Annotated in this window: 16 protein-coding genes and 1 pseudogene; 11 read left to right on the plus strand and 6 right to left on the minus strand. The window is 71.9% G+C overall.

From position 1 onward, the window contains the following. Positions 1–79: 79 nt before the first annotated feature. The gene (locus ACFVSN_RS06545) at positions 80–1555 is read right to left on the minus strand and encodes an endo-1,4-beta-xylanase (protein ID WP_387591552.1); all 1476 of its coding nucleotides are present in this window, start codon (positions 1553–1555) and stop codon (positions 80–82) included. 643 nt (positions 1556–2198) lie between these two features. On the opposite strand from ACFVSN_RS06545, the pseudogene ACFVSN_RS06550 reads away from it, so the two are divergent. Then, positions 2199–2621, plus strand: a pseudogene (locus ACFVSN_RS06550) (FadR/GntR family transcriptional regulator); the annotation flags it as partial. 64 nt (positions 2622–2685) lie between these two features. On the opposite strand, the gene ACFVSN_RS06555 reads toward ACFVSN_RS06550, so the two are convergent. The 3 genes from ACFVSN_RS06555 to ACFVSN_RS06565 form a co-directional block, all read right to left on the minus strand. Then, positions 2686–3660 carry a glycoside hydrolase family 6 protein gene (locus tag ACFVSN_RS06555; protein ID WP_387591549.1) on the minus strand — a complete coding sequence of 325 codons (975 nt, stop codon included), beginning with the start codon at positions 3658–3660 and terminating at the stop codon, positions 2686–2688. A gap of 101 nt (positions 3661–3761) precedes the next feature. After that, positions 3762–5234, minus strand: coding sequence for an endo-1,4-beta-xylanase (locus ACFVSN_RS06560; protein ID WP_387591546.1), 1473 nt, complete (start codon positions 5232–5234; stop codon positions 3762–3764). 310 nt (positions 5235–5544) lie between these two features. Beyond that, a complete protein-coding gene (locus tag ACFVSN_RS06565) occupies positions 5545–8532 on the minus strand; it encodes a glycoside hydrolase family 48 protein (protein ID WP_387591543.1) in 2988 nt (995 codons plus the stop codon). Positions 8533–8911: 379 nt separating this feature from the next. Between ACFVSN_RS06565 and ACFVSN_RS06570 the strand changes: the two genes are divergently transcribed. Together ACFVSN_RS06570 and ACFVSN_RS06575 are read left to right on the plus strand one after the other, a co-directional pair. Next, positions 8912–10933, plus strand: a complete 2022-nt coding sequence (locus ACFVSN_RS06570) for a glycoside hydrolase family 6 protein (RefSeq protein ID WP_387591540.1) — start codon at positions 8912–8914, stop codon at positions 10931–10933. 57 nt (positions 10934–10990) lie between these two features. After that, positions 10991–12490 carry a cellulase family glycosylhydrolase gene (locus tag ACFVSN_RS06575; protein WP_387591537.1) on the plus strand — a complete coding sequence of 500 codons (1500 nt, stop codon included), beginning with the start codon at positions 10991–10993 and terminating at the stop codon, positions 12488–12490. On the opposite strand, the gene ACFVSN_RS06580 is transcribed toward ACFVSN_RS06575, so the two are convergent. Next, positions 12491–13525, minus strand: coding sequence for a LacI family DNA-binding transcriptional regulator (locus tag ACFVSN_RS06580; RefSeq protein ID WP_387591534.1), 1035 nt, complete (start codon positions 13523–13525; stop codon positions 12491–12493). Positions 13526–13804: 279 nt separating this feature from the next. Here ACFVSN_RS06580 and ACFVSN_RS06585 point away from each other — a divergent pair, with 279 nt between their 5' ends. The 8 genes from ACFVSN_RS06585 to ACFVSN_RS06620 all read left to right on the plus strand — a co-directional run bounded on the left by ACFVSN_RS06585 (position 13805) and on the right by ACFVSN_RS06620 (position 22260). Next, positions 13805–15154, plus strand: coding sequence for an ABC transporter substrate-binding protein (locus ACFVSN_RS06585; protein ID WP_387591531.1), 1350 nt, complete (start codon positions 13805–13807; stop codon positions 15152–15154). A gap of 52 nt (positions 15155–15206) precedes the next feature. Then, positions 15207–16190 carry a carbohydrate ABC transporter permease gene (locus ACFVSN_RS06590; protein ID WP_387591529.1) on the plus strand — a complete coding sequence of 328 codons (984 nt, stop codon included), beginning with the start codon at positions 15207–15209 and terminating at the stop codon, positions 16188–16190. Positions 16191–16196: 6 nt separating this feature from the next. Continuing rightward, positions 16197–17054, plus strand: a complete 858-nt coding sequence (locus tag ACFVSN_RS06595; protein ID WP_387953806.1) for a carbohydrate ABC transporter permease — start codon at positions 16197–16199, stop codon at positions 17052–17054. 32 nt (positions 17055–17086) lie between these two features. Beyond that, positions 17087–18550, plus strand: a complete 1464-nt coding sequence (locus tag ACFVSN_RS06600; RefSeq protein ID WP_387591525.1) for a glycoside hydrolase family 1 protein — start codon at positions 17087–17089, stop codon at positions 18548–18550. A 123-nt stretch (positions 18551–18673) separates the two neighbouring features. Beyond that, entirely contained in the window at positions 18674–19678 is a 1005-nt protein-coding gene (locus ACFVSN_RS06605) for a LacI family DNA-binding transcriptional regulator (RefSeq protein WP_380438354.1), read from the plus strand. 103 nt (positions 19679–19781) lie between these two features. Next, entirely contained in the window at positions 19782–20804 is a 1023-nt protein-coding gene (locus tag ACFVSN_RS06610; protein WP_387591521.1) for an expansin EXLX1 family cellulose-binding protein, read from the plus strand. A gap of 131 nt (positions 20805–20935) precedes the next feature. Then, positions 20936–21466 carry a SigE family RNA polymerase sigma factor gene (locus tag ACFVSN_RS06615; RefSeq protein WP_387591518.1) on the plus strand — a complete coding sequence of 177 codons (531 nt, stop codon included), beginning with the start codon at positions 20936–20938 and terminating at the stop codon, positions 21464–21466. Beyond that, positions 21463–22260 (plus strand): hypothetical protein, encoded by a 798-nt coding sequence (locus ACFVSN_RS06620; RefSeq protein ID WP_387591515.1) that lies wholly within the window; start codon positions 21463–21465, stop codon positions 22258–22260. Before ACFVSN_RS06615 ends, ACFVSN_RS06620 begins: the two co-directional genes overlap by 4 nt. A 251-nt stretch (positions 22261–22511) precedes the next feature. Here the strand turns inward: ACFVSN_RS06620 and aspA are convergent, their stop codons facing one another. Then, positions 22512–23921 (minus strand): aspartate ammonia-lyase, encoded by a 1410-nt coding sequence (gene aspA, locus ACFVSN_RS06625; protein WP_387591512.1) that lies wholly within the window; start codon positions 23919–23921, stop codon positions 22512–22514. Between the last annotated feature and the right edge of the window lie 2 nt (positions 23922–23923).

Below are 23923 nucleotides of genomic sequence, written 5' to 3' on the forward strand. Positions count from 1 at the left end.
ACGGATGGAGCTGTCACACGGCTGTGCGGGCGAGGTGCAGGGGCCCGGCGGTGGCACGGGCGCGCCCCCGCGGCTCAGATCACCGGAAGTTCCAGTGCTGGTTGGCGCCGCCGTTGGCGTCCCAGATCTGGACGGCGGTGCCGTTGGCGGTTTGACCGGCGGGGATCTCCAGTGCCCGGCCGCTGGCGACGTTGGTCAGGGTGTAGGAACCGTCGCCGTTCTGGCCGGCCCTCCAGTGCTGGTTGGCGCCGCCGTTGGCGTCCCACACCTGCGGCCTCGTCCCGTTGCCCGTCTGGCCGCCCGGCTCGTCCAGGACCCGGCCGCTGGCGACGTTGGTGAAGGTGTAGGAGCCGTCGCCGTTCTGGTCGGCCCTCCACTGCTGGTTGGCGGCGCCGCCGTTGGCGTCCCAGATCTGGAGGGGGGTGCCGTTGCCGTTCTGTCCCGCGGGCTCGTCGAGCACGCGTCCGGCGGCCACGTCGGACAGGCTGTAGGCGGCTCCGGAGGTGATGCCCCCACTGGGTGTGCCGCCGCTGCCGCCGCCCAGGGCGGCGAGCACCGCACCGTAGGCGGACTTCTTGTTGCCGTTGTTGTCGAACAGCAGCGGGTTCTCGCCGGTGCGCCAGGAGTCGCCGTCGCGGATGCCCCACACGGTGATGCCCGTACAGCGGGCGACGCCGAGGCAGTCCCGGACGGTGTCGGCGTACGCGCCGGCGGGCGCCTGGGCGATGTCGAGTTCGGTGATCTGGACGTCCACGCCGAGCGCGGCGAAGTTGGACAGGGTGGTCCGGAAACTCGGCGGAGGGCCGCCGGCACCGAAGTGGCTCTGGAAGCCGACGCAGTCGATCGGCACGCCGCGGGACTTGAAGTCCCTGACCATCCTGTAGACGCCCTGGGTCTTGGAGTCGGACCAGTTCTCGATGCTGTAGTCGTTGTAGCAGAGCTTGGCCGAGGGGTCGACGTTCCGGGCGGTGCGGAAGGCCTCCTCGATGAAGCCGTCGCCCAGCACGTTCTGGAACACCGAGCCGCGGTGCCGGCCGCTGCCGTCGTCGGCGAAGGCCTCGTTGACCACGTCCCAGGCGTAGATCTTGCCCTTGTAGTGGCTCATCTCGGTGGTGATGTGGTTGTTCATCACGCTGCGCAGGGTGTTGGCGTCGTTGATGGAGCCGACCCAGCCGGGCAGTTGGGAGTGCCAGACCAGGGTGTGCCCGCGCATCTTCTGGCCGTGCGCGGCGGCGTGGCCGACGATCGAGTCGGCGGGGCCGAAGTTGAACGACCCGCGGGAGGGTTCGGTGGTGTCCCACTTCATCTCGTTCTCCGGGGTGATCGTGTTGAACTCCCGGTCGAGGATGGTGGAGTACGCCGGGTCGCCGAGCCTGCCCGCGGCCACCGCCGTGCCGAAGTAGCGGCCGCTGCCGGCCGCCGCCGCACCCAGCGTGGTCGCCCCGGCGCCCTGAGCCGCGGGACTGGCGGCGACGGCCGTGGCCGAGCCGACGACCATGCATGCGGCAGCCGTCAGGACCTTGCGGAGCCGGAGCCTCTTCTTGAGCCGTGGCATGACGGATCGTTCTCCTTGGGTGGGGGATTTCCTGCACACCGATCGGGAACCGGAGCCTCGTCCTGACCGTCGTGCGAGCGCACACGTCGGCCGAGCCGGTCCTGCCGGGCACAGCGGGCTGGTGTGTGCCCCGGCGGCCGAGCCCCTGCCCGTTAACGCTAACAATTGGCAGTGGAGACACTCGGACCGCCTGACATGTTCAGGTGAAATCTCCTTCAGTCGGTGCGAGTTGTCAATACTCCGCGCACCAGCGGACCGACGGCCACGGTTCGGTCCCACCCCGACTCCGGGAGGGGCGGCAACCCTCGTGCGCAGGCGGCAGCCCCTGGGCGGCCCGGGAGGCGGAGCACACATACGGGTCGTCGATCCCTAGCTCCGACCGCCGCCGCGCATCGCCGGCACGGGCAGGTATGCGGCGGCGGGGCCGGGGCAAGACCGGCCCCCGTGAACGAGCCGCACTCATCGGCAGACCGCAGCCTGCGCCGTGGGACTCCTCACCTCAGCAGGAACTTCGCGCGCTTCGGAGCACGTGGCATCCCGGGGTGCCGCTATGTGGTTCGTCCATGTGGTTCGTCAAGGAAATCGGGCTGCGTCCGGAGCCGTGACCAGGCGCGATGGCGGGATGCCGGATCTGCCGTGGGATTTCGAGTTCCGCAAGGTCCAGGAGACGGCCGCGAGCAGCCTGGCGGCCACCCGGGCCACACCCGCCGAGCTGCGCACCATCGAGGTCGCCATGCAGCAGTGCCGGCACGGGTTCGTCCACGGCCAGGTCGACGTGTTCAACCAGGCGGACGACGACTTCCACACGGCCGTGGCCACCGCCGCGCACAACACCTTCCTGCTCAGCGCCGTGCGCGATGCACGCCGGCTGCAGCGCCAGTCCAGCGCCATCGGCATCCACGACGTGCTCAGCGAAGGCACCAAGGCCGCGGTCGAGGAGCACGAGGCGATCTACCGGGCCATCCGCGACGGCCGGCCCGACGAGGCGGCCGCCGCCACGGCGGTGCACCTCGACCGGACGCTGGAGGACTACCGCCGGGAGATCCAGCGACGCCTGTTCGGATAACGGCGTGAGGGGAAGCCGCGGCGGGGCGGCTTCCCCTGCATCGTCGTCGTGCCGGTTCCTCGCCTCAGTAGCCGTAGACCAGGTTGTAGGCGACCTGCGGCAGGAACTGTCCGGCGGTCGATCCGGTGCCGGTGCCGCAGTTGCCGTCGGATTCGCCGGGCGCCTTGATCCACAGCAGCATCTCGGCGCCGCCGCCGGCCCGCGTGGGCGTGCCGATCCGCCGCCCCGCCGGGTTGCACCAGGTGCCGTCGGATCCGTTGCCGTTGCGGCTGGTGTCGATCACGTACGGCTTGGTGAACCCCTTCGCCGCCCCGAGGACCGCGTTGACGGCGTCGCCGTACGCCGTGTTCTGTGCGGTGGGGTAGACGTTGGACACGTTGAGGGAGAACCCGTGGGCGCCGCGCACACCGGCCGCGGCCAGGTGCTCGGCCATGGTCTCGGCGCTCAACCAGGCGGGGTTGCCGGCATCGAGGTAGACCCAGGTGTTCCGGGCCTTGGCGTTGAACTGCGCGATGGCGTTGCGCAGCAGGGCGTTGCGCTCGGAGATCTGAGTCTGCGTCATGCAGCTCTCGTCCCCCAGCGAGTCGGGTTCGAGGACGACCACCGCCGGCCGGTTGCCGATGCCGTCGGCGAACGCGGCGATCCAGCTGGCGTAGGCGGCGCCGGAGCCCGCGCCGCCGCCGGACTGCCCGGCGCAGATGTCCCGGTCGGGGATGTTGTACGCCACCAGGATCGGCAGTTTGCCGCGGGCGGCCGCGGCTCCGACGAAGGACCCGGTCGCCGTCCCGATGGTGCCGCTCCAGTTGCCGAACCAACGCGCCGTCGGCACGTCGGCGATCGACGACCGGATGGCGGGGGCGCGGCCGTCGCCGGGGTTGGCGTTGAGCCACTGCTGCGCGCTGGAGTCCGGGTCGACGTAGAAGCCGCTGGTCATGGTGGTGGGATCGGCGGCGTACGCGGTGCCGGGGTGGACCGCAACCAGCAGGCCGGCGAGTGCGGGGGCCAGGAGCAGGGACAGCTTGGGGAGCGCACGGCGCACGGTGCTTCCTTCCCTCGGTGGGGGCGGGGGGATTACTCGCGGGCGCAGTGCGGCCGGATGGTCCCGGAGCCCCGGTGCCGTCCGGCCGCACCCGTTCGGTGTCAGCCGAGCGTCCACTGCTGGTTGCTGCGGCCGCTGCAGCTCCACAGCTGAACCAGGGTGCCGTCGGCGGTGGAGGCGCCGGGCAGGTCCAGGCACAGGCCGGACTGGACACCGGTGACGGTGCCGTCCGTGTTCACGTGCCACTGCTGGTTCGCCTGGCCGTTGCACGGCCAGACGACCACCTTCGTGCCGGAGCCCGTGCCCTGTGCGGAGGCGTCCAGGCACATCCGGCCGGCGCCGCCGTAGACGCTCAGCTGGTCGGCGGAGGTGTGCGTCCAGATCTGGTTGGTGCCGCCCCAGCAGCTGTAGATCTGCACCTGGGTGCCCGCCGCGGTCGAACTGTTCGGCACGTCCAGGCACTTGCCGGCGCCCACCGCGTGCAACTCTCCCGTCGTGCCGCCACCACCGCCGGTGCTCGATCCGCCGAGGGCGGAGAGCGCCGCGGAGTAGGCCGGCTTGGGCTGGTCGTTGTCGTCGTACATGGTGGCGGCGCCGTATCCGGGGAAGGTGCCGGGGATCCACGAATGCGCGTCGTCGATGCCCCACTGGCTCACGCCCACGCAGCGGGAGACCGCCAGGCAGTCCCGCACCACGGCGGCGAAGTCGGTGCCCTGCTGCTGGAGGGCCGCTCCGGACGCCGGGAGCTGGATCCGGTCGTCCAGTTCGGTGACGGCCACGTCCAGGCCGAGGTTCGCGAACCGCTGCATGTTGGCCTGCATGTCGGCGGGGATCTGACCGAGGATGAAGTGGCTCTCCAACCCGATGCCGCCCAGCGGCACACCCTGGGCGAGCAGCGACTGGGCGAGGATGTACAGGGCGTTGCTCTTCGCGTTCTCGCCCTCGATGTTGTAGTCGTTGATGTAGAGCTTCGCCCCGGGGTCGGCGGCGTGCGCGGTACGCAGCGCGTCGGCGAGGTAGTCCGTTCCCATCGCCCGGTAGAACACGTCGGGGACGAGGGAGCCGTCGCCGTTGAACGGCTCGTTGATCACGTCCCAGGCGTAGACCTGTCCCTTGTAGTGGGTGGCCTCGGTGGTGATGTGCGCCTCCATGGCGGAGCGCACCTGGCTCAGCGGCAGGTTCGACACCCAGGAGGGAAGTTGGTCCTGCCACACCAGGTTGTGGCCGCGCACCCGCATGCCGTGTGCCCGGGCGAACTGCACGAGCTGGTCACCGGGCCCGAAATCGTACGAGCCGGCAGCCGGCTCGGTGGTGTCCCACTTCATCTCGTTGCCCGGGGTCAGCATGTCGAACTGCGCGCCGGCGACGGCGGTTTCACCGCCGACCCCGAGGTCGCCGTCCGTCAGGGCGGTGCCGAAGTACCGGCCGTCCGCCTGCGCCGCCGCCTTCAACGTGCTGCCGGCCGCCGTGGCCGGGGGCGTCGCGGCCGTCACGCCGGCCGCGAGCACCAGCGCCATGACCACCACGGCGGCCCAGGTGTGGTGAAGCCTGATCAGGATCTTTCCGAGAGGCATGGACGCCCTCCAATGTCGCTCCAGGGGGAGGCGCACACCCGCGATACCGGCGGGTCGTGGCGCACGAGCGATGACGGCGGTGGCACCGTCGGTTCGGGAACAGGAGCGCTGCGGCGGCCGTCCGGCAGAACGGCGCCCGGTGGGGATGCGCTCCCGTGGCCAGATAACTCGGTGTGTGCGGGACCCGTCAATACGTGGTTGAAAGTTTCGACGATGTTTCGGAAAACCGGCGGCCAGGCGGTCGGCACGGTCGTGCCCCGGCTCCGGCTCCGCGCACGCCCGCGGAGCCGGGGCCGGAGCCGGGGTCTGCTCAACTGCCCGGGTTCACCGTCGGGAACAGCTGGGCGAAGGTGTCGAAGGCGGTGGCGATGTCCGCCTCGGCCCAGAACCGGTGGTAGGTGAAGACCGGCGCGGCACCGCCGTCGAGGTAGGTCTGCACCTTGGACCACTGCGGGTCGCGGGTGTACCAGGGGCGGATGGACAGGAAGGTGTTGCTCGCCGAGCTGATCCGGGTGCCGTCCGGGTAGCTGCCGGTCCAGCCGGGCGGGACGTACAGGCCCTGGTGGGTGGTCGGCGAGTACGCCTGGGTGAAGCGGCTGTAGTCGGTGCGGGTCTCGGCGGCCGAGTAGCCCAGGCCGTCGGTGTACTTGGCGTGGAGGGTGTCCAGGACGTTCTGGGCGAACGTCCGGGCGCTGCTGCTGCCGGACTTGGCCGCGTAGTACGAGAGGGTCTTGGCGAGCGAACCGGCCACGCCGACATCGGTGGCGGTGCCGCTCGCGGCGACGTGCAGGCCCGCGTTGCCGCCGGGGCCGGTGGCGCTCCAGGTGTCCGGCGCGCCGGTCCAGGAGAGCTTGTCGGGGGTGGTCAGGGTGCCGGTGGCCGGGTCGGCCCGGGAGACGGACATCGCCCACGGGACCCACTTGTCGAGGATGGCCTTCGCCCGGGTGTCGCCGGTGGTGTAGTAGTACTCGGCGAACCGCTCCATCGACCAGGTCTGGAACCCGAACCACTGGTTGGAGGCCGGGTCGTGGTACTCGGGCTGCCAGTCGTAGTACAGGCCGTAGAAGGTCGGGTCGCCGGCCGGCGGTGCCGCGTCGTCGCCGTAGTTCCCGCCCCAGCTGTTGGTGGCGCCGCCGGCGATGCCGCCCTCGGTGGACTGCAGCCACTGGAAGAACTGGAGCTGCTTGTCCAGGCTGCCGGCCCAGTCGGTGGCGCCGCTCGGCGAGAGCGGCTTCAGGCCGGGGTCGTTGGCGAGCACCCAGGCGGCCATCGGGTTCTGGTAGCCCTGGTGGGCCGCGGAGCCGGAGATCCGCCACGACCAGCTGCCGTCGGCCGCCCCGCCCCAGGCGAAGTACCAGGTGAGCAGGCCGAGCTGCTCGTTCGCCTTGGAGGTGCCGCCCGGGCAGGTGGTGGAGCCGAGGCAGTTGCCCGCCTGCTTGAAGTACTTGTCGTAGAGCGAGTAGCGCAGGTAGTCGCCGAGCTTGGCGGCCTTGGCGAGGGTCGCGGTGATGGCCGCGCTCTTGCCCTGCGTCTTGGCGAACTGCTCCGCCCAGTAGGCGGCCTGGACCAGCCGGGCGTCGGCGTCGGGCGCGTCGGTGTACTTGTACTGCTTGCTGTAGTTGCCGCCGCCGTCGTTGAACAGGCTGAGGAAGCCGGAGCTGCTGTTGCCGTACTTGAAGAGGTCGCAGTCGGGCTGCGGCACGGTCTCCCAGACCGACTCCTCCGGGCCGCGCTGGAAGGTGTTGATCAGGCTGGGCTTGCTGGTGCCGTCCTCGCACTGGCCGAAGCCGTACTTGTTGTCGGCGTCCAGCAGCCAGGCCGGGGCGTACACGTCCGCGCTGCCGTAGGCGCTGCTCAGCTCGGCGGAGAGCGGGTCGGTGCCGACCGGCACGCTGCCGTTCAGTTTGGCCGGGTACTGGTCCGGCTGCGCCTTCTCGGGACCGTACTCGCCGGGCTTGGCCGGGTTGTAGGTGCTCTGGCCGGGCTGCTGGGCGTGGCTGGGGATCAGATGGGTCTCCAGACTCGTCCAGGCGTTGTTGAAGCCCGTCCAGTCACCGGTGACCCGGCCGTAGTCGGCCTCCAGCCACAGCCAGTAGCTGTAGGTCTCGGAGGTGGTCTCGTGACCGTAGTCGGGTGCCTCCACGATCAGGGTCTCCACCGCGTGGTACGGGATGCCCTGCGGGCTGAAGTACCCGTTCGCCGGATTCTTGATCTTGCTGTAGAGGTCCAGGAAGTACTGGTCGTAGCCCGAGGTCTTCGCCGCCTCGGTCACCGTGACGGCACCGGAGCCGAAGCCGGTCGCGGAGGCGGTGAAGGTGGCGGTGCCGCCGACCTGGCCGGCGTCGGTGCCGGCCGCGACGGTGACGGTCTGCGGGACGTTCCAGTTGCCGGGGGTGAAGGTCAGAGCGGCACCGGACGTGACACCGAGGTCCGTGTCGCTGCCCGAACGGGCCACCGTCACCGTGGTGGTGGCGGTCGGCGCCTGGGAGAGCGCGACCGTGAAGGTGCCGGTGCTCCCCTGCTGGACGGCGAGCGAGGCCGGGCTGACCAGGACGCTCGGCCCGGCCACCTTGATCGCGACCGGCGTGGAGGTCGTGGTGGCGCCGGCGTCGTCGGTGGCCACGGCGGTGACGGAGTAGTCGCCCGCCGCCACGTTCGCCCAGTCGATGCTGTACGGCGCGGTGGTGGCCGTGCCGATCAGGGTGTTGGAGCCGGCCGAGGTCGAGGCGTAGAAGTCGACCTTCGCCACGGTGCCGTCGGCGTCGGCCGCAGTGGCGGACACCGTCACGGTGGAGCCCGGGGTGAAGGTCTGCCCGGCGGTGGGAGAGGTGAGCGAGACGGTCGGTGGCTGGTTGGCACCGCGGCAGGGGGTGCCGTTGACGGTGAAGGTGGTGGGGGCGGTGTTGGTGCCGCTGTAGGAGAAGTTGGCGCTGGTGGTGTAGGCGCCGCCGGGGTTGATGGTGGTGGCGTAGGCGGGGTTGGTGGCGGTGACGGTCTGTCCGGTCTGGGTCCAGTTGCCGTTCCAGCCGTTCTGGAGGGTCTGGTTGCCGGAGTAGGAGTAGCCGAGGGTCCAGCCGTTGATGGCGGTGGTGCCGGTGTCGGTGATGGTGACGTTGGCGGTGAAGCCGCTGCCCCAGTCGTTGCCGACGGCGTAACTCACGTTGCAGGAAAGGCCGGTGGCCGCCGCTGCGGTGGGTACGGTGAGGGAGCCGCCCGCCGCGGCGATCAGGGCGAGTGCGGTGGCCGTCGCGGTGATGGTGAGCCGGTTGCCCCTGAAGCGCAGGGCTTTGCGTCGCATGTACGTCCTCCAGATGGGTGGGGTACCGCCGCGCGGGTGGGGGCTGCGCGGCGGACGGAGGTGTGGCGTCATCGTGGGGTGGTGTGCTCGGCTTGGGAAGCGCCCGCCGGGCTCGGCGGCACGGACCGGCGGGCCCGGCGGGGCGGGAGCAGGGCGGCGACCAGCGCGGAACGCGGGCCGGGGGCAGCGGGCCGCCCGGCCCGACGGCATGTAAGTTACAGCGGCTTATGGGAGCGCTCCCGCGCCTATTGACGCCGTTTCTCGGTCCCTGGCTTGATGTTGAGGGGATCGCCGCGGCCCCAAGTGGGCGCATTCCCACCCGAATTCCGGCGATCCCGTCAGCCCGTCAGGAATCCCCATCCTCCGAAAGGACCCGGACGTGCCCCACCCCGTCCTGCGTCGCCTGCGCACGGCAGCGGCCGCCACGCTGCTCGGCGCCACCGGCCTGTTGCCGAGCGTCGGAGCCGCCGCCTCGGCACACGCCGCCCCCGCAACCCCCGCACGAGCCGCCGCCGACCACGTCGCCAACCCGTTCGCCGGTGCCACCGGTTACCTCAACCCCGACTACGCGGCCGAGGTCAAGGCCCAGGCCGCCTCCGACGGCGGCTCCCTGGGCGCTCTGGAATCCCAGGTCGCCGCCAACCCCACCGCCGTCTGGATGGACCACATCGGCGCGATCACCGGCGACGCCACCCACCTCGGCCTCCAGGCCCACCTGGACCACGCACTGGCCCAGCAGCAGGGCGGCACCACGCCGGTCGTCTTCCAGGTCGTCGTCTACGACCTGCCGGGACGGGACTGCGCCGCCATCGCCTCCAACGGCGAACTCCCCGCCACCGCAGCCGGGTTGACCACGTACGAGACGCAGTACGTCGACCCGATCGCGGCCGTCCTGGCCAACCCGAAGTACGCCGGCCTCCGGATCGCGGCCGTCATCGAGCCGGACTCTCTGCCCAACGCCGTGACCAACCAGTCCAAGCCGGCCTGCGCCACGGCCACCCCGTTCTACGAATCGGGCGTCGAGTACACGCTCAACAAGCTGCACGCGATCCCCAACGTGTACAACTACCTGGACATCGGCCACGCGGGCTGGCTCGGCTGGTCCAACAACATGGTGCCGGCGGGCAAGGAGTACGCGAAGGTCGCCCAGGCCACCACCGCCGGGTTCGCGAGCGTCGACGGCTTCATCAGCGACACCGCCAACACCACGCCGCTGGCCGAGCCGTTCCTGACCAACCCCGACCTCACCGTCGGCGGGCAGCCGCTCAAGTCGGCCAACTTCTACCAGTACAACCCCGCGTTCGACGAGTACCACTACGACACCGCGATGTACTCCACCCTGGTGTCCAACGGGTTCCCGAGCAGCATCGGCATGCTGGTCGACACCTCGCGCAACGGCTGGGGCGGCTCCGCCCGGCCCACGGCGCTCAACTCCAGCCCCACCACGGTGGACGCGTACGTCGCGGCCAACAAGGTCGACCAGAAGCCCTTCCGCGGCGACTGGTGCAACATCAACGGCGCGGGCATCGGCGCCCGTCCGCAGTCCGTGCCGTACGGCGCGGGCAACCCGATCATCGCGTTCCTCTGGGTCAAGCCGCCGGGCGAGTCGGACGGCGACTACCCGGACGCCGCCCACCCCCACGGCGACCCGCACTGCGACCCGAACGGCACCCAGAGCGACGGGAACGGCAACACCTACCCCACCGACGCCATCCCCGGTTCCAACATCCCGGCCGGGCAGTGGTTCCCCGTCCAGTTCCGGCAGCTCGTGCAGAACGCCTACCCGGCGTTCGGCAGCACCGGCGGCAACACCGGCCCGACCGCGCCGAGCGGGCTGACCGTCACCGGCACCACCAGCAGCAGCGTGTCGCTCAGCTGGACGGCCTCCACCGACCCGGCCGGCGTGACGGGCTACGCGGTGTACCGCAACGGCACCAAGGTCGCCACCGTGACGACCACCAGCTACACCGACACCGGACTCTCCGCCGCCACCGCCTACCAGTACACCGTCACCGCGCAGGACGCCGCCGGGAACGTCTCCCCCGCCTCCGCCGCGGTGACCGCCACCACGGCGACGTCGGGCGGTGGCGGCGGCAGCAGCGGCTGCTCCGCGACCTACTCGGTCGGCAACGACTGGGGCAGCGGCTTCACTGCGAATGTGAGCGTTGCCAACACGGGCGCCACGGCGACCAAGTCCTGGACCGTCACATGGAGCTGGGGCGGCACTCAGCAGGTCACCAACAGTTGGAACGCCACCACCGCCCAGAGCGGCACGGCGGTGACGGCCACCAGCCAGGCCTACAACGGCGCACTGGCACCGAACGCCACCACCAGCTTCGGCTTCCAGGCGACCTACTCGGGCGGCAACGCCGCCCCGTCCCTGACCTGCACCGCGAGCTGACCTCCGCCGGCCGGGGCCGCACCGGCGGCCCCGGCCCCCACCCCCGAGGAGCTCGGCATGCCCCGGACCGTCCCGCCCCGCACCGCCGCCCTCGCGGCCGCCACCGCCGCGTGCGCCGCCCTGGCCGTACTCCCCCTCGCCGCGACGGCCGCCCCCACCGCCGTCCTTTCCTGCGGTGTGAGTTACGCCGTCAACGACTGGGGCAGCGGGTTCACCGCCAACCTCACCATCACCGACACCGGCACCACCCCCGTCAACGGCTGGACCCTCGCCTACGCCTACACCGGCAACCAGACCCTCCAGAACGGCTGGAACGGCACCTGGACCCAGACCGGACAGACCGTCACCGCCACCAACCCCGCCTACGCCACCACCATCAACCCCGGCGCCACCTACACCACCAGCGCCAACTTCTCCTACAACGGCCCCAACACCGCCCCCACCACCTTCACCCTCAACGGCACCCCCTGCGGGCCGCAGTCGAGCCCGTCACCGGGCCCCACTCCCACACCGACTCCCACACCGACCACCACGCCACCGCCGAGCGGGCCGGCACCGGCCGTGCACGTCTCGGGCAGCACGCTGGCGAAGGCCGACGGCACCCCGATCGCCCTGCACGGGGTCAACCGCTCCGGGGCCGAGTTCATGTGCGTCCAGGGCCACGGCATCTTCGACGGCCCGGCCGACCAGGCGTCCGTCACCGCGATGAAGTCGTGGCGCGTCAACGCCGTCCGCGTGCCGCTCAACGAGGACTGCTGGCTGGGCCGTCCCAACGTCGACCCCGCCTACGCCGGCCCGGCCTACATCGGCGCGGTGCGGAGCTACGTCGACCTCCTGCACCGGAACGGCCTGGTGGCGATCCTGGACCTGCACTGGACCGACGGAGCGTACACCGGACCGTCCGCCGGCTGCCCCGACGCCAACGCCACCTGCCAGAAGCCGATGCCGGACGCCGCCGGTGCGCTCCCGTTCTGGACCTCGGTGGCGCAGACCTTCAAGGGCGACGACGCGACCGTCTTCGACCTGTTCAACGAGCCCTACCCGTCCCGCGCCACCGGGAGCGAGGCCAGTGGCTGGGCCTGCTGGCGGGACGGCGGCAGCTGCCCCGGGATCGGCTTCCAGGTCGCCGGCATGCAGGCGATGGTCGACTCGGTGCGCTCGACCGGCGCGGACAACGTCCTGATGCTGGGCGGCCAGGAGTACGCCAACGACCTCACCCAGTGGGCCGCCCACCAGCCGACCGATCCCCTGCACAACCTGGCCGCGTCCTGGCACTCGTACAACTTCAACGCCTGCGGCAGCAGCTCCTGCTGGGACACGCAGATCGGCCCGCTGGCGGCCCGCGTACCCGTCGTGACCGGAGAACTGGGCGAGAGCGACTGCGCGCACGGCTACCTGGACACCCTGCTGCCGTGGCTGGACCAGCACGGCGTCTCCTACCTCGCGTGGGCCTGGAACACCTGGGACTGCAGCAGCGGACCGGCGCTGATCAGCGCCTACGACGGCACTCCGACGGCCTTCGGCGCCGGCTACCGCACCCACCTGGCCGGCCCGTAGTCAGGCCGACTCCCGCACCACCAGTTCCGTCGGCAGGACCGTCTGCCGGCGGAACCGGCCCGGCTCGGCGATCTCCTTGAGCAACAGCCGAACCATCAACCGGCCCATTTCCTCGGTCGGTTGGCGAACGCTGGTGAGCGGCGGCTCGGTGTGCCGGGCCACCACGGAGTCGTCGAAACCGACCACGGCGACGTCCTGCGGCACCCGCCGGCCCGCCTCGCGCAGCACCTGCAGGGCACCCGCCGCCATCAGGTCCGAAGCGCAGAACACCGCGTCCAGGCCGGGCCGACGGGCGAGCAGCTCCCGCATGCCCTCGCGTCCGCCGCGCTCGGTGAAGTCCCCGTGGGCGACGAGCCCCTCGTCGGCCGGCACGCCGGCCTCGGCGAGCGCCTGCCGGTAGCCGGCCAGGCGCGCCGCCGCGCCCTCCATGTCGAGCGGCCCCGTGACGGTCCCGATCGCCGTCCTGCCTCGGGAGAGCAGGTGCCGGACGGCCGCTCGGGCGCCACCCGCGTTGTCGGCGTGCACGTAGCTCAGCGACTCCTCGGCCGAACGGCGGCCGTTGAGCACGGCGGGCAGCTCCAGCCGCTCCAGCAGCTCGGGGAGCGGATCGTCCTCGTGCACCGAGACCAGCAGGACGCCGTCCACCCGGCGGGCGGTGAGGTAGCGGGTCAGCCGTTCCCGCTCGTGCTCGTCGCGGACCAGCACCAGGAGCAACTGCAGGTCGGACTCCCCGAGTTCGGCGGAGACTCCGGTGATGATGTCGGAGAAGTAGGGCTCGGAGCTCAGCTTCGCGACGCTCTCGGGGATGACCAGCGCGACCGCGTCGGTCCGGGAGGTGACCAGCGAGCGCGCCGCCTGGTTGGGGACGTAGCCGAGTTCCGCGATGGCCTGCTCGACCGCCGCGCGGGCCTTGGCGCTCACCTTGGGCGAGCCGTTGACGACCCGGGACACCGTGCCCCGGCCCACGCCGGCCCGCGCTGCCACCGCCTCCAGGGTGGGGCGGGCAGCGGGTTGCTGCTGCGCGGCTCGGCTCATGATCGCTCTCCCGGCGGACGACGGACGACGGCGACCGCGGCGAGGACGGTCGGACGACACGGTCCGGTAACGGAGCCGATGCACGCCCTTGACACGCCTCGCGCGGCGAAGCAATCTTCCCACATCGCGGTGGGAGCGCTCCCACCCTGTGCGGACCATCGCGCACACCACCGCTCGCACCACCGTTCCCACCCAGCGTTCGCACTCAGCTCCGAGCACCTCCGGCCGCCACACGTGCGCGGCGCAGCCATGGACCAGCCTGGACAAGGAGATTCGGCCATGCGGAACCCCGGCACCACTCGCGGCGGCAGAGCAGCCGCCATCGTCCCCGTACGCAAGCCGCTGCCGATCGCCGTGGCCGTGGCCCTGAGCGCCGTACTGGTCGCCGGCTGCGACAGCGCGGGTTCCGGCTCGACCGGCACCGGGGCCTCCGGCGCCGAGATCACCCTGACCGTCGGCGACTACGGCACGTTCGGCTACAAGCAGGCCGGCCTGTTCGACGCCTACATGCGGGAGCATCCCGGCATCACCATCGTGGAGCACACCGTCGAGCAGGAGACCGACTACTACCCCGCCCTGCAGACCCACCTCGCCTCCGGCAGCGGCCTGGACGACATCCAGGCGATCGAGGTCGGCCGGATCGCCCAGGTGGTGAAGAAGCAGGCGGACCGGTTCGTCGACCTCGGCAAGGCGGACGGGGTCGACAAGAACGCCTTCCTGCCCTGGAAGTCGCAGCAGGCCACCACGGCGGACGGCCGCACGATCGGCCTGGGCACCGACATCGGTCCGATGGCGATCTGCTACCGCAAGGACCTGTTCCAGCAGGCCGGGCTGCCCACCGACCGCGAAGAGGTGGCCAGGCTCTGGCAGGGCGACTGGGCCAAGTTCGTCGAGACCGGCAAGCAGTACCAGGCCAAGGCGCCCGCCGGCACCTTCTTCACCGACTCCGCCGGCGGCCTGTTCAACGCCGTGGTGTCCTCCAGCACCACGCAGTACGACGACGGAGGCGGCCGCCTGGACTACAAGAACAGTCCCAGCGTCAAGAGCGCCTGGGCCCTGGCCACCGGTGCGGTCCAGGCCGGGATCAGCGCCGGGCTCAAGCAGTTCGACACACCGTGGTACCAGGCGTTCGCCAACTCCGGGTTCGCCACGGTCGCCTGCCCGTCCTGGATGACGGCCATCGTCGCCGACAAGTCCGGGAGCGCCAACAAGGGCAAGTGGGACATCGCCGGCGCCCCGGCCCCCGGCAACTGGGGCGGCTCCTTCCTCACCGTGCCGAAGGCCGGGAAGCACCGGAAGGAGGCCGAGGCGCTCGCCGCCTGGCTCACCGCACCCGCGCAGCAGGCCAGGGTCTTCACGACGGTCGGCAACCTGCCCTCCACCTCCGGGGCGCTGAGCCGGCCGGAGGTGCAGAACGCCAGGCTCGACTTCTTCGGCGACACGCCCACCGGGCAGATCTACGCCGCCACCGCGCAGTCCATCCGGCCGACCGTGATCGGCGAGTGGGACGGCCTGGTCAAGGACACCCTCACCAACGGCGCCCTGCTCAGCATCGAGCAGCACCAGAGCGACCCCGCCAAGGCGTGGAGCAACGCGGTCAAGGAGATCGACGACAAGGTCGGCGACTGACGGCCGGCTTCCCGCCCTTCGCCCGGTCCGCTCCCCCAGAGAGGTCACCACCATGCTCGACGAGGCCGCCCCGGCCACCTCCCGGGGCACGCCACGCCCCGCTCCCCCACGGCCCAGCCCCTGGCGCGCCCGGCTCTACCGGTGGGACCTGAAGGCCTCGCCCTACCTGTACGTCGCGCCGTTCTTCGTCTGCTTCGTGGCGTTCGGCCTGTTCCCGCTGGTCTACACGGGCTGGGTGTCGCTGCACGGCGTCGACCTCCAGACGCCCGACCGGATGCAGTGGCGCGGCTTCGGCAACTACACCCGGCTGCTCCACGACGACCTGTTCCGGAACGCCCTGCGCAACACCGTCACCATCGGCGTGCTGTCCACCGTTCCGCAGCTGCTGATGGCCCTCGGCCTGGCGCACCTCCTCAACTACCGCCTGCGCGGCCGGGGCTTCTTCCGGATCGCGATGCTCGCGCCCTACGCGACCTCGATCGCGGCGGCCACCCTGGTGTTCACGCTGCTGTTCGGGCGGGACTACGGGATGATCAACTGGCTGCTGGGCCACCTGGGCCTGGGGCGCGTCGACTGGGAGGGCGGCACCTGGAGCTCCCAGATCGCCGTCTCCACGATCGTCACCTGGCGCTGGACCGGCTACAACGCCCTGATCTACCTCGCCGCCATGCAGGCCGTCCCGCACGACCTGTACGAGGCGGCCGCGCTCGACGGCGCCGGCCGGTGGCAGCAGTTCCGGCACGTCACGGTGCCGTCCATCCGGCCCACCATCCTGTTCACCGTCGTGGTCTCCGGTATCGGGGCCACCCAGCTCTTCGGCGAGCCGCTGCTGTTCGGCGGCGGAGCGACCGGCCACAGCGGCGGTTCGGCCCACCAGTACCAGACCCTCGGGCTGTACCTGTACGACCAGGGCTGGTACGCCTTCCACCTCGGCCGGGCCGCCGCCGTGGCCTGGACGATGCTGCTGATCCTGCTGGCCATCGGCGCGCTCAACCTCGCCCTGGTCCGCATCCGCCGCGCCCGGAACGGGGGTTGAGCGCCGATGGCCGTCAACCAGCGGCGGCGTGCGGGAGCACGCGGCCTGACCGGAGCCGGACCGCTCACGTACGCGGTGCTGATCGTCGTCGCCGTCCTCTCCCTCTTCCCGCTGTACTGGACCCTGGTCGGCGCCTCGACCTCCGGCGCCCGGATCGCGCAGACCCCGCCGCCGCTGCTGCCAGGCGGGAGCCTGTGGCACAACCTCGACATCGCGTGGAACCAGGTCCACATGGGCCGGGCGCTGCTCAACTCGGTCGTGGTCGCGGGCTGCGTGACCGCGAGCACGGTGCTGTTCGCGACGCTGGCCGGCTTCGCCTTCGCCAGGCTGCCGTTCCGGGGCCGCAACGCCCTGCTGAGCCTGGTGGTGGCGACGATGACCGTGCCCGCCCAGCTGAGCGTCATCCCGCTGTACCAGATCATGGCGCGGCTGCACTGGACCGACCGCCTGCAGTCGGTGATCCTGCCGAATCTGGTGGCCGCGTTCGGCGTGTTCTTCATGCGGCAGTTCCTGTCGGAGGCCTTGCCGGTCGAACTGGTCGAGGCGGCCCGGGTGGACGGCGCGAGCAGCCTGCGGATCCTGTGGAGCGTGGTGCTGCCCATCGCCCGGCCCGGGATGGCCGTGCTCGGCATGCTGGTCTTCGTCCAGTCCTGGAACGACTTCTTCTGGCCGCTGATCGCGCTGAGCCAGAGCAATCCCACCGTCCAGGTCGCGCTGGCCGGCCTCGGCGGCGGATCGTACGACTCCGACCAGGCCGTCATCCTCACCGGCTCGCTGCTCGGGACCGCACCGCTCCTGCTGGTGTTCGCCGTCCTGGGCAGGCAGGTCGTCGGCGGCATCACCACGGGCGCGGTCAAGAACTGACGCCCACTCCCACCGAAACGGAGAACACAGTCATGACTGCCGCACGGCCCGAGTCAGCTCCGGCCGATACCTCCGTCCGCGCCTTCCCCGCCGGCTTCCTCTGGGGAGCGGCAACGGCCGCGTACCAGATCGAGGGGGCCGTCGACGTGGACGGGCGGACACCCTCGATCTGGGACACCTTCAGCCGGACCCCGGGGCGGACGGCCGGCGGTGACACCGGCGACCGCGCCACCGAGCACTACCACCGCTACCGGCAGGACGTCCGGCTGATGAGCGAACTGGGCCTGGGCGCCTACCGGTTCTCGGTGTCCTGGCCCCGGGTGCAGCCGACCGGACGCGGGCCGGCCGTCGAACGGGGCCTGGACTTCTACCGGCGCCTGGTGGACGAGCTGCTGGAACACGGCATCGAGCCGGCCGTCACGCTCTACCACTGGGACCTGCCACAGGAGTTGGAGGACGCCGGGGGCTGGCCCGCCCGCGCCACCGCGGAGCGCTTCGCGGACTACGCCGCGCTGGTGGCGGACGCGCTCGGAGACCGGGTGAACCTCTGGACCACCCTCAACGAACCCTGGTGCTCGGCCTTCCTCGGCTACGGCTCAGGGGTGCACGCCCCGGGCCGCGCCGACTGGTCGGCCGCCCTGCGCGCGGCCCACCACCTCAACCTCGGCCACGGCCTCGCGGTCGAGGCGCTGCGCACGGCACTGCCCCGGGAGGCGCGGATCGCCGTGTCGCTCAACCTGCACGAGGTGCGGCCACTCACGGAGTCCGCCGCGGACCGCGAGGCCGCCCGGCGGGTCGACGCGGTGGGCAACCGCGTCTTCACCGGACCGATGCTGAAGGGCGGCTACCCCGAGGACCTGCTCGCCGACACGGGACACCTGGTCGACTGGCCGGCGCTGGTCCACGACGGCGACCTGGCCACGATCGCCCGGCCGATCGACCTGCTGGGCGTCAACTACTACACCCCCGCGGTGGCTTCGGCCCTGCCCGACGGGAAGGCCCCGGACTCCGCAGCCGCGAGCGACGCCGGCCACGGCGACGGCGCCCAGTCCCCCTTCGCCGGCTGTGCCGACGTGCTCTTCCACCACGCGCCCGGCCGGCGCACCGCCATGGGCTGGCCGATCGACCCGACCGGCCTGTCCGACCTGCTGCTGCGCCTCCACCGCGAACACCCCGGGCTGCCGTTGATGGTGACCGAGAACGGTGCGGCCTTCGACGACCGGCCGACACCGGAGGGCGCGGTGCACGACCCGCAGCGCATCGACTACCTGCGCGGCCACCTCGACGCCGTCCGGCGGGCGATCGCCGCCGGCGCGGACGTGCGGGGCTACTTCCTCTGGTCGCTGATGGACAACTTCGAGTGGGCGTACGGCTACGGCAAACGGTTCGGCCTGTACTACGTGGACTACGCCACGCAGGCCCGGACCGCCAAGGACAGTGCCCGGTGGTACGCGGAGGTGATCCGCCGGGGCGCGCTGCCCGACCCCTGCGCGTGACGGTGTCGGATCCCTTGACGCTGGTCGTTCAACCGACCAAGCTGGCAGGGGCGGTGGCCCGGAGTGGGCGGCAGGTCCGGGGGTGCAGTTCCCGTGTCGAGGACCGATCCAGGACGGCCCCCCATGCCCGAGCCCATTCACGATGACGATCCCGCTCCGACGCTGGCCGAGGTCGCCCGTCGCGCCGGCGTCTCCACCGCCACCGCCTCCCGGGTGCTGAACCGTTCCGCCCGGGTCTCCTCGGAGGTGGCGGCCCGGGTGGAACGCGCAGCGCGCGAGTTGGCGTACGTCCGCCGGCGGGCGGCCAGGACCCGGGAGACCGGTGTCGTCGCCATCGTGGTGTTCGCGGATCCGTTGCAGTACCACGCGGACGCCTTCCCCGTACGTCTGCTGGCCGGGCTGCGGCGCTCCCTCCCGGGCGCCGAGCGGGAGCTGGCCGTTTTCACGGTGCCCAGGCGCTCCCGGCGGCCGCCGCTGGTGCGCTACCTGTGCGGCGGCCATGTCGACGGCGTGCTGCTGGTCGGGCCCTGGGGGGACACCGCGCTCACCCGGCTGCTGCACGCGGCCAGGGTGCCCGTGGTGTCGCTGGGCAGGCCGCCGGAGCCGGGCGCGGTGGCGTTCGTCGACGCGGACAACCTCGTCGGCGCGAGGGACGCGGTGCGGCGACTGTGCGCGTCCGGTCGCCGCTCGGTGGCCACCATCGCCGGGCCACCGGACACCGCCGCCGGAGCGGACCGGCTGACCGGCTACCACCAGGCGATGGCCGCGATGGCCGCGATGCGGCCCGCCGTGGCGTACGGCGACTTCAGCAGCGCCTCCGGCGAGCACGCGATGCAGCGGCTGCTGGACCAGCGCCCCGAATTGAACGCGGTGTTCGCCGCCTCCGACCAGATGGCCGCGGGGGCCCTCAGGACCTTGCGGCGGCACGGCCTGCGGGTGCCCGAGGACGTGGCGCTGATCGGCTTCGACGACGCCCCCCTCGCGGCGCGGTGCCGGCCGGGGCTGACCACGGTCCGCCAGCCGGTGGAGGAACTCGGTTCCCGTGCCATGGAGTTGCTGCTGCGGCACCCGGAACGCGGCGAGTCGGTCGTACTCCCCACCCGGCTGGTCGTCCGGGCGTCGGGCTGAGCGTGCCCCGCGCCGAAAAATAATTGCTCCCGCACGGCAACCTTTCCGTCCCCGGTGCCCACTGGTGGGTGCGACGCCGAGTCGATCTACCGAATGGACGGGAATGAAAGCAACGAAGCACGCCGCCCCGCTGTCGATCCGCAGCCGTCGGCTGGCCCTGGGCATACCGTTGGCAGTGATCGCGGTCGGTGCACTGGTGTGCCTGACCCTCGCACTCCTGCCGGACGGCGGGGGCGTCGTCGTCGACGCCGGGATACCCGCCGGCGCGTCCGTCGCGGCCACCGAGCCGAGCACCCCGGCCGACACCCCGCCGGGCGCCGCCGTCCCGGCCACCACCACGCCCTCGACGGCGGTGCCGACGGTCACCAGCCCCGCACCCTCGCCCTCGGCCACCGGCACCCCTTCGCCGTCGGCCACTGCCTCGCCGCGGCCGTCCGTCACCACGACCTCCCCCTCGCCGTCGGCCGCCGGCAGTCCCCGCACCGCAACGGCGGCCGCCGCATCCCTGGCCGGACGGGTCAAGCCCGGGGCGAGCTACCAGGGCGTCGCGACGTCCTACGACGCCGCCGACGGCAACGGCGCCTGCTCGTTCGGCCCGTCCGGCGACCTCATGATCGCGGCGATAAACCACACCGACTACGAGACGTCCGGCGCGTGCGGGGCGTACGTGCTCGTGCGCGCGGCCAACGGGACGAGCATCACGGTGCGGATCGTCAATGACTGCCCCCTGCCCTGCGCACCCGGGCAGCTCGACCTGAGCCACGAGGCCTTCGCCAAGCTCGCGGACCTGTCGGTGGGCCGCCTCCCGATCACCTGGACGCTGCTGAGCCCCGGCACGGCACCCGCCACGATGTCGATCCGGTACAAGACCGGATCAAGCCAGTGGTGGTGCGGGATCCAGGTGATCGGCCACCGGAACCCGGTGGCGGCCCTGGAGGTCAGGACCGGCGGCGGCTGGCGGCAGCTGTCCCGCACCGACTACAACTACTTCCTCTCCCCGGACGGCAGCGGGTGCGGCGGCGCTCTCAGGATCACCGACATCTACGGGGAGCAGCTCACCGTCGACGGGATCGCTGTGAGGCCGGACGTCGCCCAGCCGACCCAAGTCCAGTTCGCCCGGCATTGACCGCACTGCTCGCCCGTCAGCCGTCGGGGACGCCCCTCCGGGGCGACCACCGCCGCGTCCGGGAAACGGGCACTGCTACGCTCATGCCGATTGTTAACGCTCACATTGCAGGGAGAGGGCGACCGGGGGACATGCTCCTCGATGACGCGTCCGCGGAGTTCCACGACTTCTTCGAACGCCACTACGCCGAACTCGCCCGTCTCGCCCACCTCCTGACCGGTGAGACGGACGCCGCCGACGACCTCGCCGCGGACGCCTTGATCGCCCTGTGGCAACGCTGGGACCGGCTCCGCGCCGCCGACCACCCGCTCGCGTACGCCCGCGGGGTGGTCGCCAACATGGCGCGCGCACGGATCCGCAGCGCGGTCCGCGAGCGGCGCCGGGTCCTGCTGTTCTGGACCCGCAGCCCGGAGAAGGCCGACGGACCGGACGTGGCAGCCGTGCTGGACGTCCGCGCGGCGCTCGCCCGGCTGCCGTTCCGCAAGCGGGCCTGCGTGGTGCTGCGCCACGCCTTCGACCTCTCGGAGAAGGACACCGCGGCGGCGCTCGGCATATCGGTCGGTACGGTGAAGAGTCAGAGCTCGAAGGGAATGGCCGAGCTGCAACAGCTGCTCGGCGCGCGAGCGGTCGGCGAACTGGCGACAGGAAGGAGGAACCGGTGAACGAGCACATCGCCCGGCAGCTGCGCGAGGCCGCCGAGGCCCACCAGCCCGACCGCGCGCGGATGCTGGCCCGGGTGCAGCGCGGCGCGGCCGGCCCCGCCGCCCGTCACCGCGCGCGGTCGGGCCTGCGGTCATGGCCCAAGGCCGCGCTCGCCGGCCTCGCCACCGCCGGCATCCTGGCCACCGGCGGTTTCGCCGTGGCGAGCATCGTCCGGACCCAACCCCCGTCGGACACCACGACGACCGCGCCCTCGGCCCCCTCGCCGGCGGTCACGCCGTCGCCGACGCCGTCGGCCCCACCTGCCGCCACGGCTCCGGCTCAAGCACCGGCACCGGCACCGGCACCGGCCACCAGCGCCCCGGCCAGTCCGCGCCCGACCCCGTCCGCGAGCAGCCGCGCCCAGAACGGGCCGCTGTGGTCGGAGGGATCGATCGACGCGCACAGCACCGTCTACTGGGGCCAGGACAACCTGACCCTCAGGACCGCCCAACCGCTCACCTCGCTCACCGTCGAGCTGCGCATCGCGCAGACCGGCGACGTGCGCGACACCGGCAACTGGCGGACCCTGCCGAGCGACGACTTCACCGTCACCGCCCAGGAGTCCGGCGGCGCACTGGTCTACCGCTGGGTCCTCAAACCCGGCCGTACCGTGCCCGCCGGCCAGCACGAGTTCGCGGGCCAGTACAACCACGCCACCGGCGTCCGCAGTTCCGCGAACGACAGCTACCGGGTGGACGCCCAGTCGGCGGGCGGTTCCGCGTCCGTCGGGGGAGGCTTCGCCCCGGCACGGTGAGGGCCGGCCCTCGGCGGACACGGAACCGCCCTCGGAGGACACGACCCGCCCTCGCAGCGATCCGCCGACGCGCGTGCGGGTCCACGCTCCTCCCGGGCCCCGGGCCGAAGGAGCATCCGGAGGCCGCGCTCCGACCCTCACCGTGCGCAGGCACGACCACGGCGCCCGCTCGAACGATGGGCGCACGATGCGCCGCCGCACCGGAACCCCGGTGCGGCGGCGCGTCGTTCGGCCACCTGCCGCGTCCGCCGTCAGGCCACGGGCAGGCCGCTGCCCGCGATCACCTCGGGCCGCAGCAGCGCGCTGAGCCTCTCGGCCGGGAGCAGTCCCTTCTCCAGGACGAGCTCGGCCACGCCCCGGCCGCTGGCGAGGGCCTCCTTGGCGATGTCGGTCGCCGCCGTGTACCCGATGTGCGGGTTGAGAGCGGTCACCAGGCCGATGGAGTTCTCGACGGTCGCGCGCAGCACCTCGGTGTTGGCGGTGATGCCGACGACGCAGCGCTCGGCGAGGGTGAGGCAGGCCGCCCGCAGGTGGGTGATCGACTCGGACAGCGAGTGCAGGATGATCGGTTCGAAGGCGTTGAGCTGGAGCTGCCCGCCCTCGGCGGCCATCGTGATGGCGACGTCGTTGCCGATCACCTCGAAGGCGACCTGGTTGACGACCTCGGGGATGACCGGGTTCACCTTGCCGGGCATGATGCTCGAACCGGCCTGCACCGGCGGCAGGTTGATCTCGCCGAGGCCCGCGCGCGGCCCCGAGGACAGCAGTCGCAGGTCGTTGCAGGTCTTCGACAGCTTGACGGCGATGCGCTTGAGCACGCCGGACATCTGGACGAACGCGCCGCAGTCCTGCGTGGCCTCGACCAGGTTGGCCGCGGTGACGAGGGGCAGCCCGGTGAGGTCGGCGAGGTGGCGGCGGGCGGACTCGGCGTATCCGGCGGGCGCGTTGAGGCCCGTGCCGATCGCGGTGGCGCCGAGGTTGATCTCGTGGATCAGCTCGACGGCCTCCGCGAGCCGGCTGCGGTCCTCGTCGAGCATGACCGCGAACGTCGAGAACTCCTGCCCGAGCGTCATCGGCACGGCGTCCTGCAGCTGCGTGCGGCCCATCTTCAGGACGTCGCGGAACTCGACGGCCTTGCGGGCGAAGGCGTCCTGGAGGACGGCCATCGCGTCGAGCAGGCCGCGCACGGCGAACACGGTCGCGATCCGGACGGCGGTCGGGTAGACGTCGTTGGTGGACTGGCCGAGGTTGACGTGCTCGTTGGGGTGCAGGTGGCGGTACTCGCCCTTGGCGTGCCCCAGCAGCTCCAGCGCCCGGTTGGCCACGACCTCGTTGGCGTTCATGTTGGTCGAGGTGCCGGCGCCGCCCTGGATGACGTCGACGACGAACTGGTCATGCAGCTCGCCAGCCCGGATCTCGCGGCAGGCGGCGACGATCGCCCCGGCCTTCGCGGGCTCCAGGAGGCCAAGTTCCTCGTTGGCGAGGGCGGCGGCCTCCTTGACGGCGGCGAGGGCGTCGATCAGGTGCGGGTAAGCGGAGATGGGCGTGCCCGTGATGGGGAAGTTCTCGGTGGCGCGCAGCGTGTGGACGCCCCAGTAGGCGTCGGCGGGGACGTCGCGGTCTCCGAGCAGGTCGTGTTCACTGCGGGTGGCGGCGGTCATGG

It is taken from the genome of Kitasatospora sp. NPDC057904, assembly GCF_042887925.1.
Lineage (GTDB): Bacteria > Actinomycetota > Actinomycetes > Streptomycetales > Streptomycetaceae > Kitasatospora.

What these genes read in the sequence shown, in the direction of transcription:
- ACFVSN_RS06545 (WP_387591552.1), bottom strand. Translation starts at nt 1,555, where the DNA reads ATGCCACGGCTCAAGAAGAGGCTCCGGCTCCGCAAGGTCCTGACGGCT.
- ACFVSN_RS06560 (WP_387591546.1), bottom strand. Translation starts at nt 5,234, where the DNA reads ATGCCTCTCGGAAAGATCCTGATCAGGCTTCACCACACCTGGGCCGCC.
- ACFVSN_RS06565 (WP_387591543.1), bottom strand. Translation starts at nt 8,532, where the DNA reads ATGCGACGCAAAGCCCTGCGCTTCAGGGGCAACCGGCTCACCATCACC.
- ACFVSN_RS06575 (WP_387591537.1), top strand. Translation starts at nt 10,991, where the DNA reads ATGCCCCGGACCGTCCCGCCCCGCACCGCCGCCCTCGCGGCCGCCACC.
- ACFVSN_RS06580 (WP_387591534.1), bottom strand. Translation starts at nt 13,525, where the DNA reads ATGAGCCGAGCCGCGCAGCAGCAACCCGCTGCCCGCCCCACCCTGGAG.
- ACFVSN_RS06585 (WP_387591531.1), top strand. Translation starts at nt 13,805, where the DNA reads ATGCGGAACCCCGGCACCACTCGCGGCGGCAGAGCAGCCGCCATCGTC.
- ACFVSN_RS06590 (WP_387591529.1), top strand. Translation starts at nt 15,207, where the DNA reads ATGCTCGACGAGGCCGCCCCGGCCACCTCCCGGGGCACGCCACGCCCC.
- ACFVSN_RS06595 (WP_387953806.1), top strand. Translation starts at nt 16,197, where the DNA reads ATGGCCGTCAACCAGCGGCGGCGTGCGGGAGCACGCGGCCTGACCGGA.
- ACFVSN_RS06600 (WP_387591525.1), top strand. Translation starts at nt 17,087, where the DNA reads ATGACTGCCGCACGGCCCGAGTCAGCTCCGGCCGATACCTCCGTCCGC.
- ACFVSN_RS06605 (WP_380438354.1), top strand. Translation starts at nt 18,674, where the DNA reads ATGCCCGAGCCCATTCACGATGACGATCCCGCTCCGACGCTGGCCGAG.
- ACFVSN_RS06610 (WP_387591521.1), top strand. Translation starts at nt 19,782, where the DNA reads ATGAAAGCAACGAAGCACGCCGCCCCGCTGTCGATCCGCAGCCGTCGG.
- ACFVSN_RS06615 (WP_387591518.1), top strand. Translation starts at nt 20,936, where the DNA reads ATGCTCCTCGATGACGCGTCCGCGGAGTTCCACGACTTCTTCGAACGC.
- aspA (WP_387591512.1), bottom strand. Translation starts at nt 23,921, where the DNA reads ATGACCGCCGCCACCCGCAGTGAACACGACCTGCTCGGAGACCGCGAC.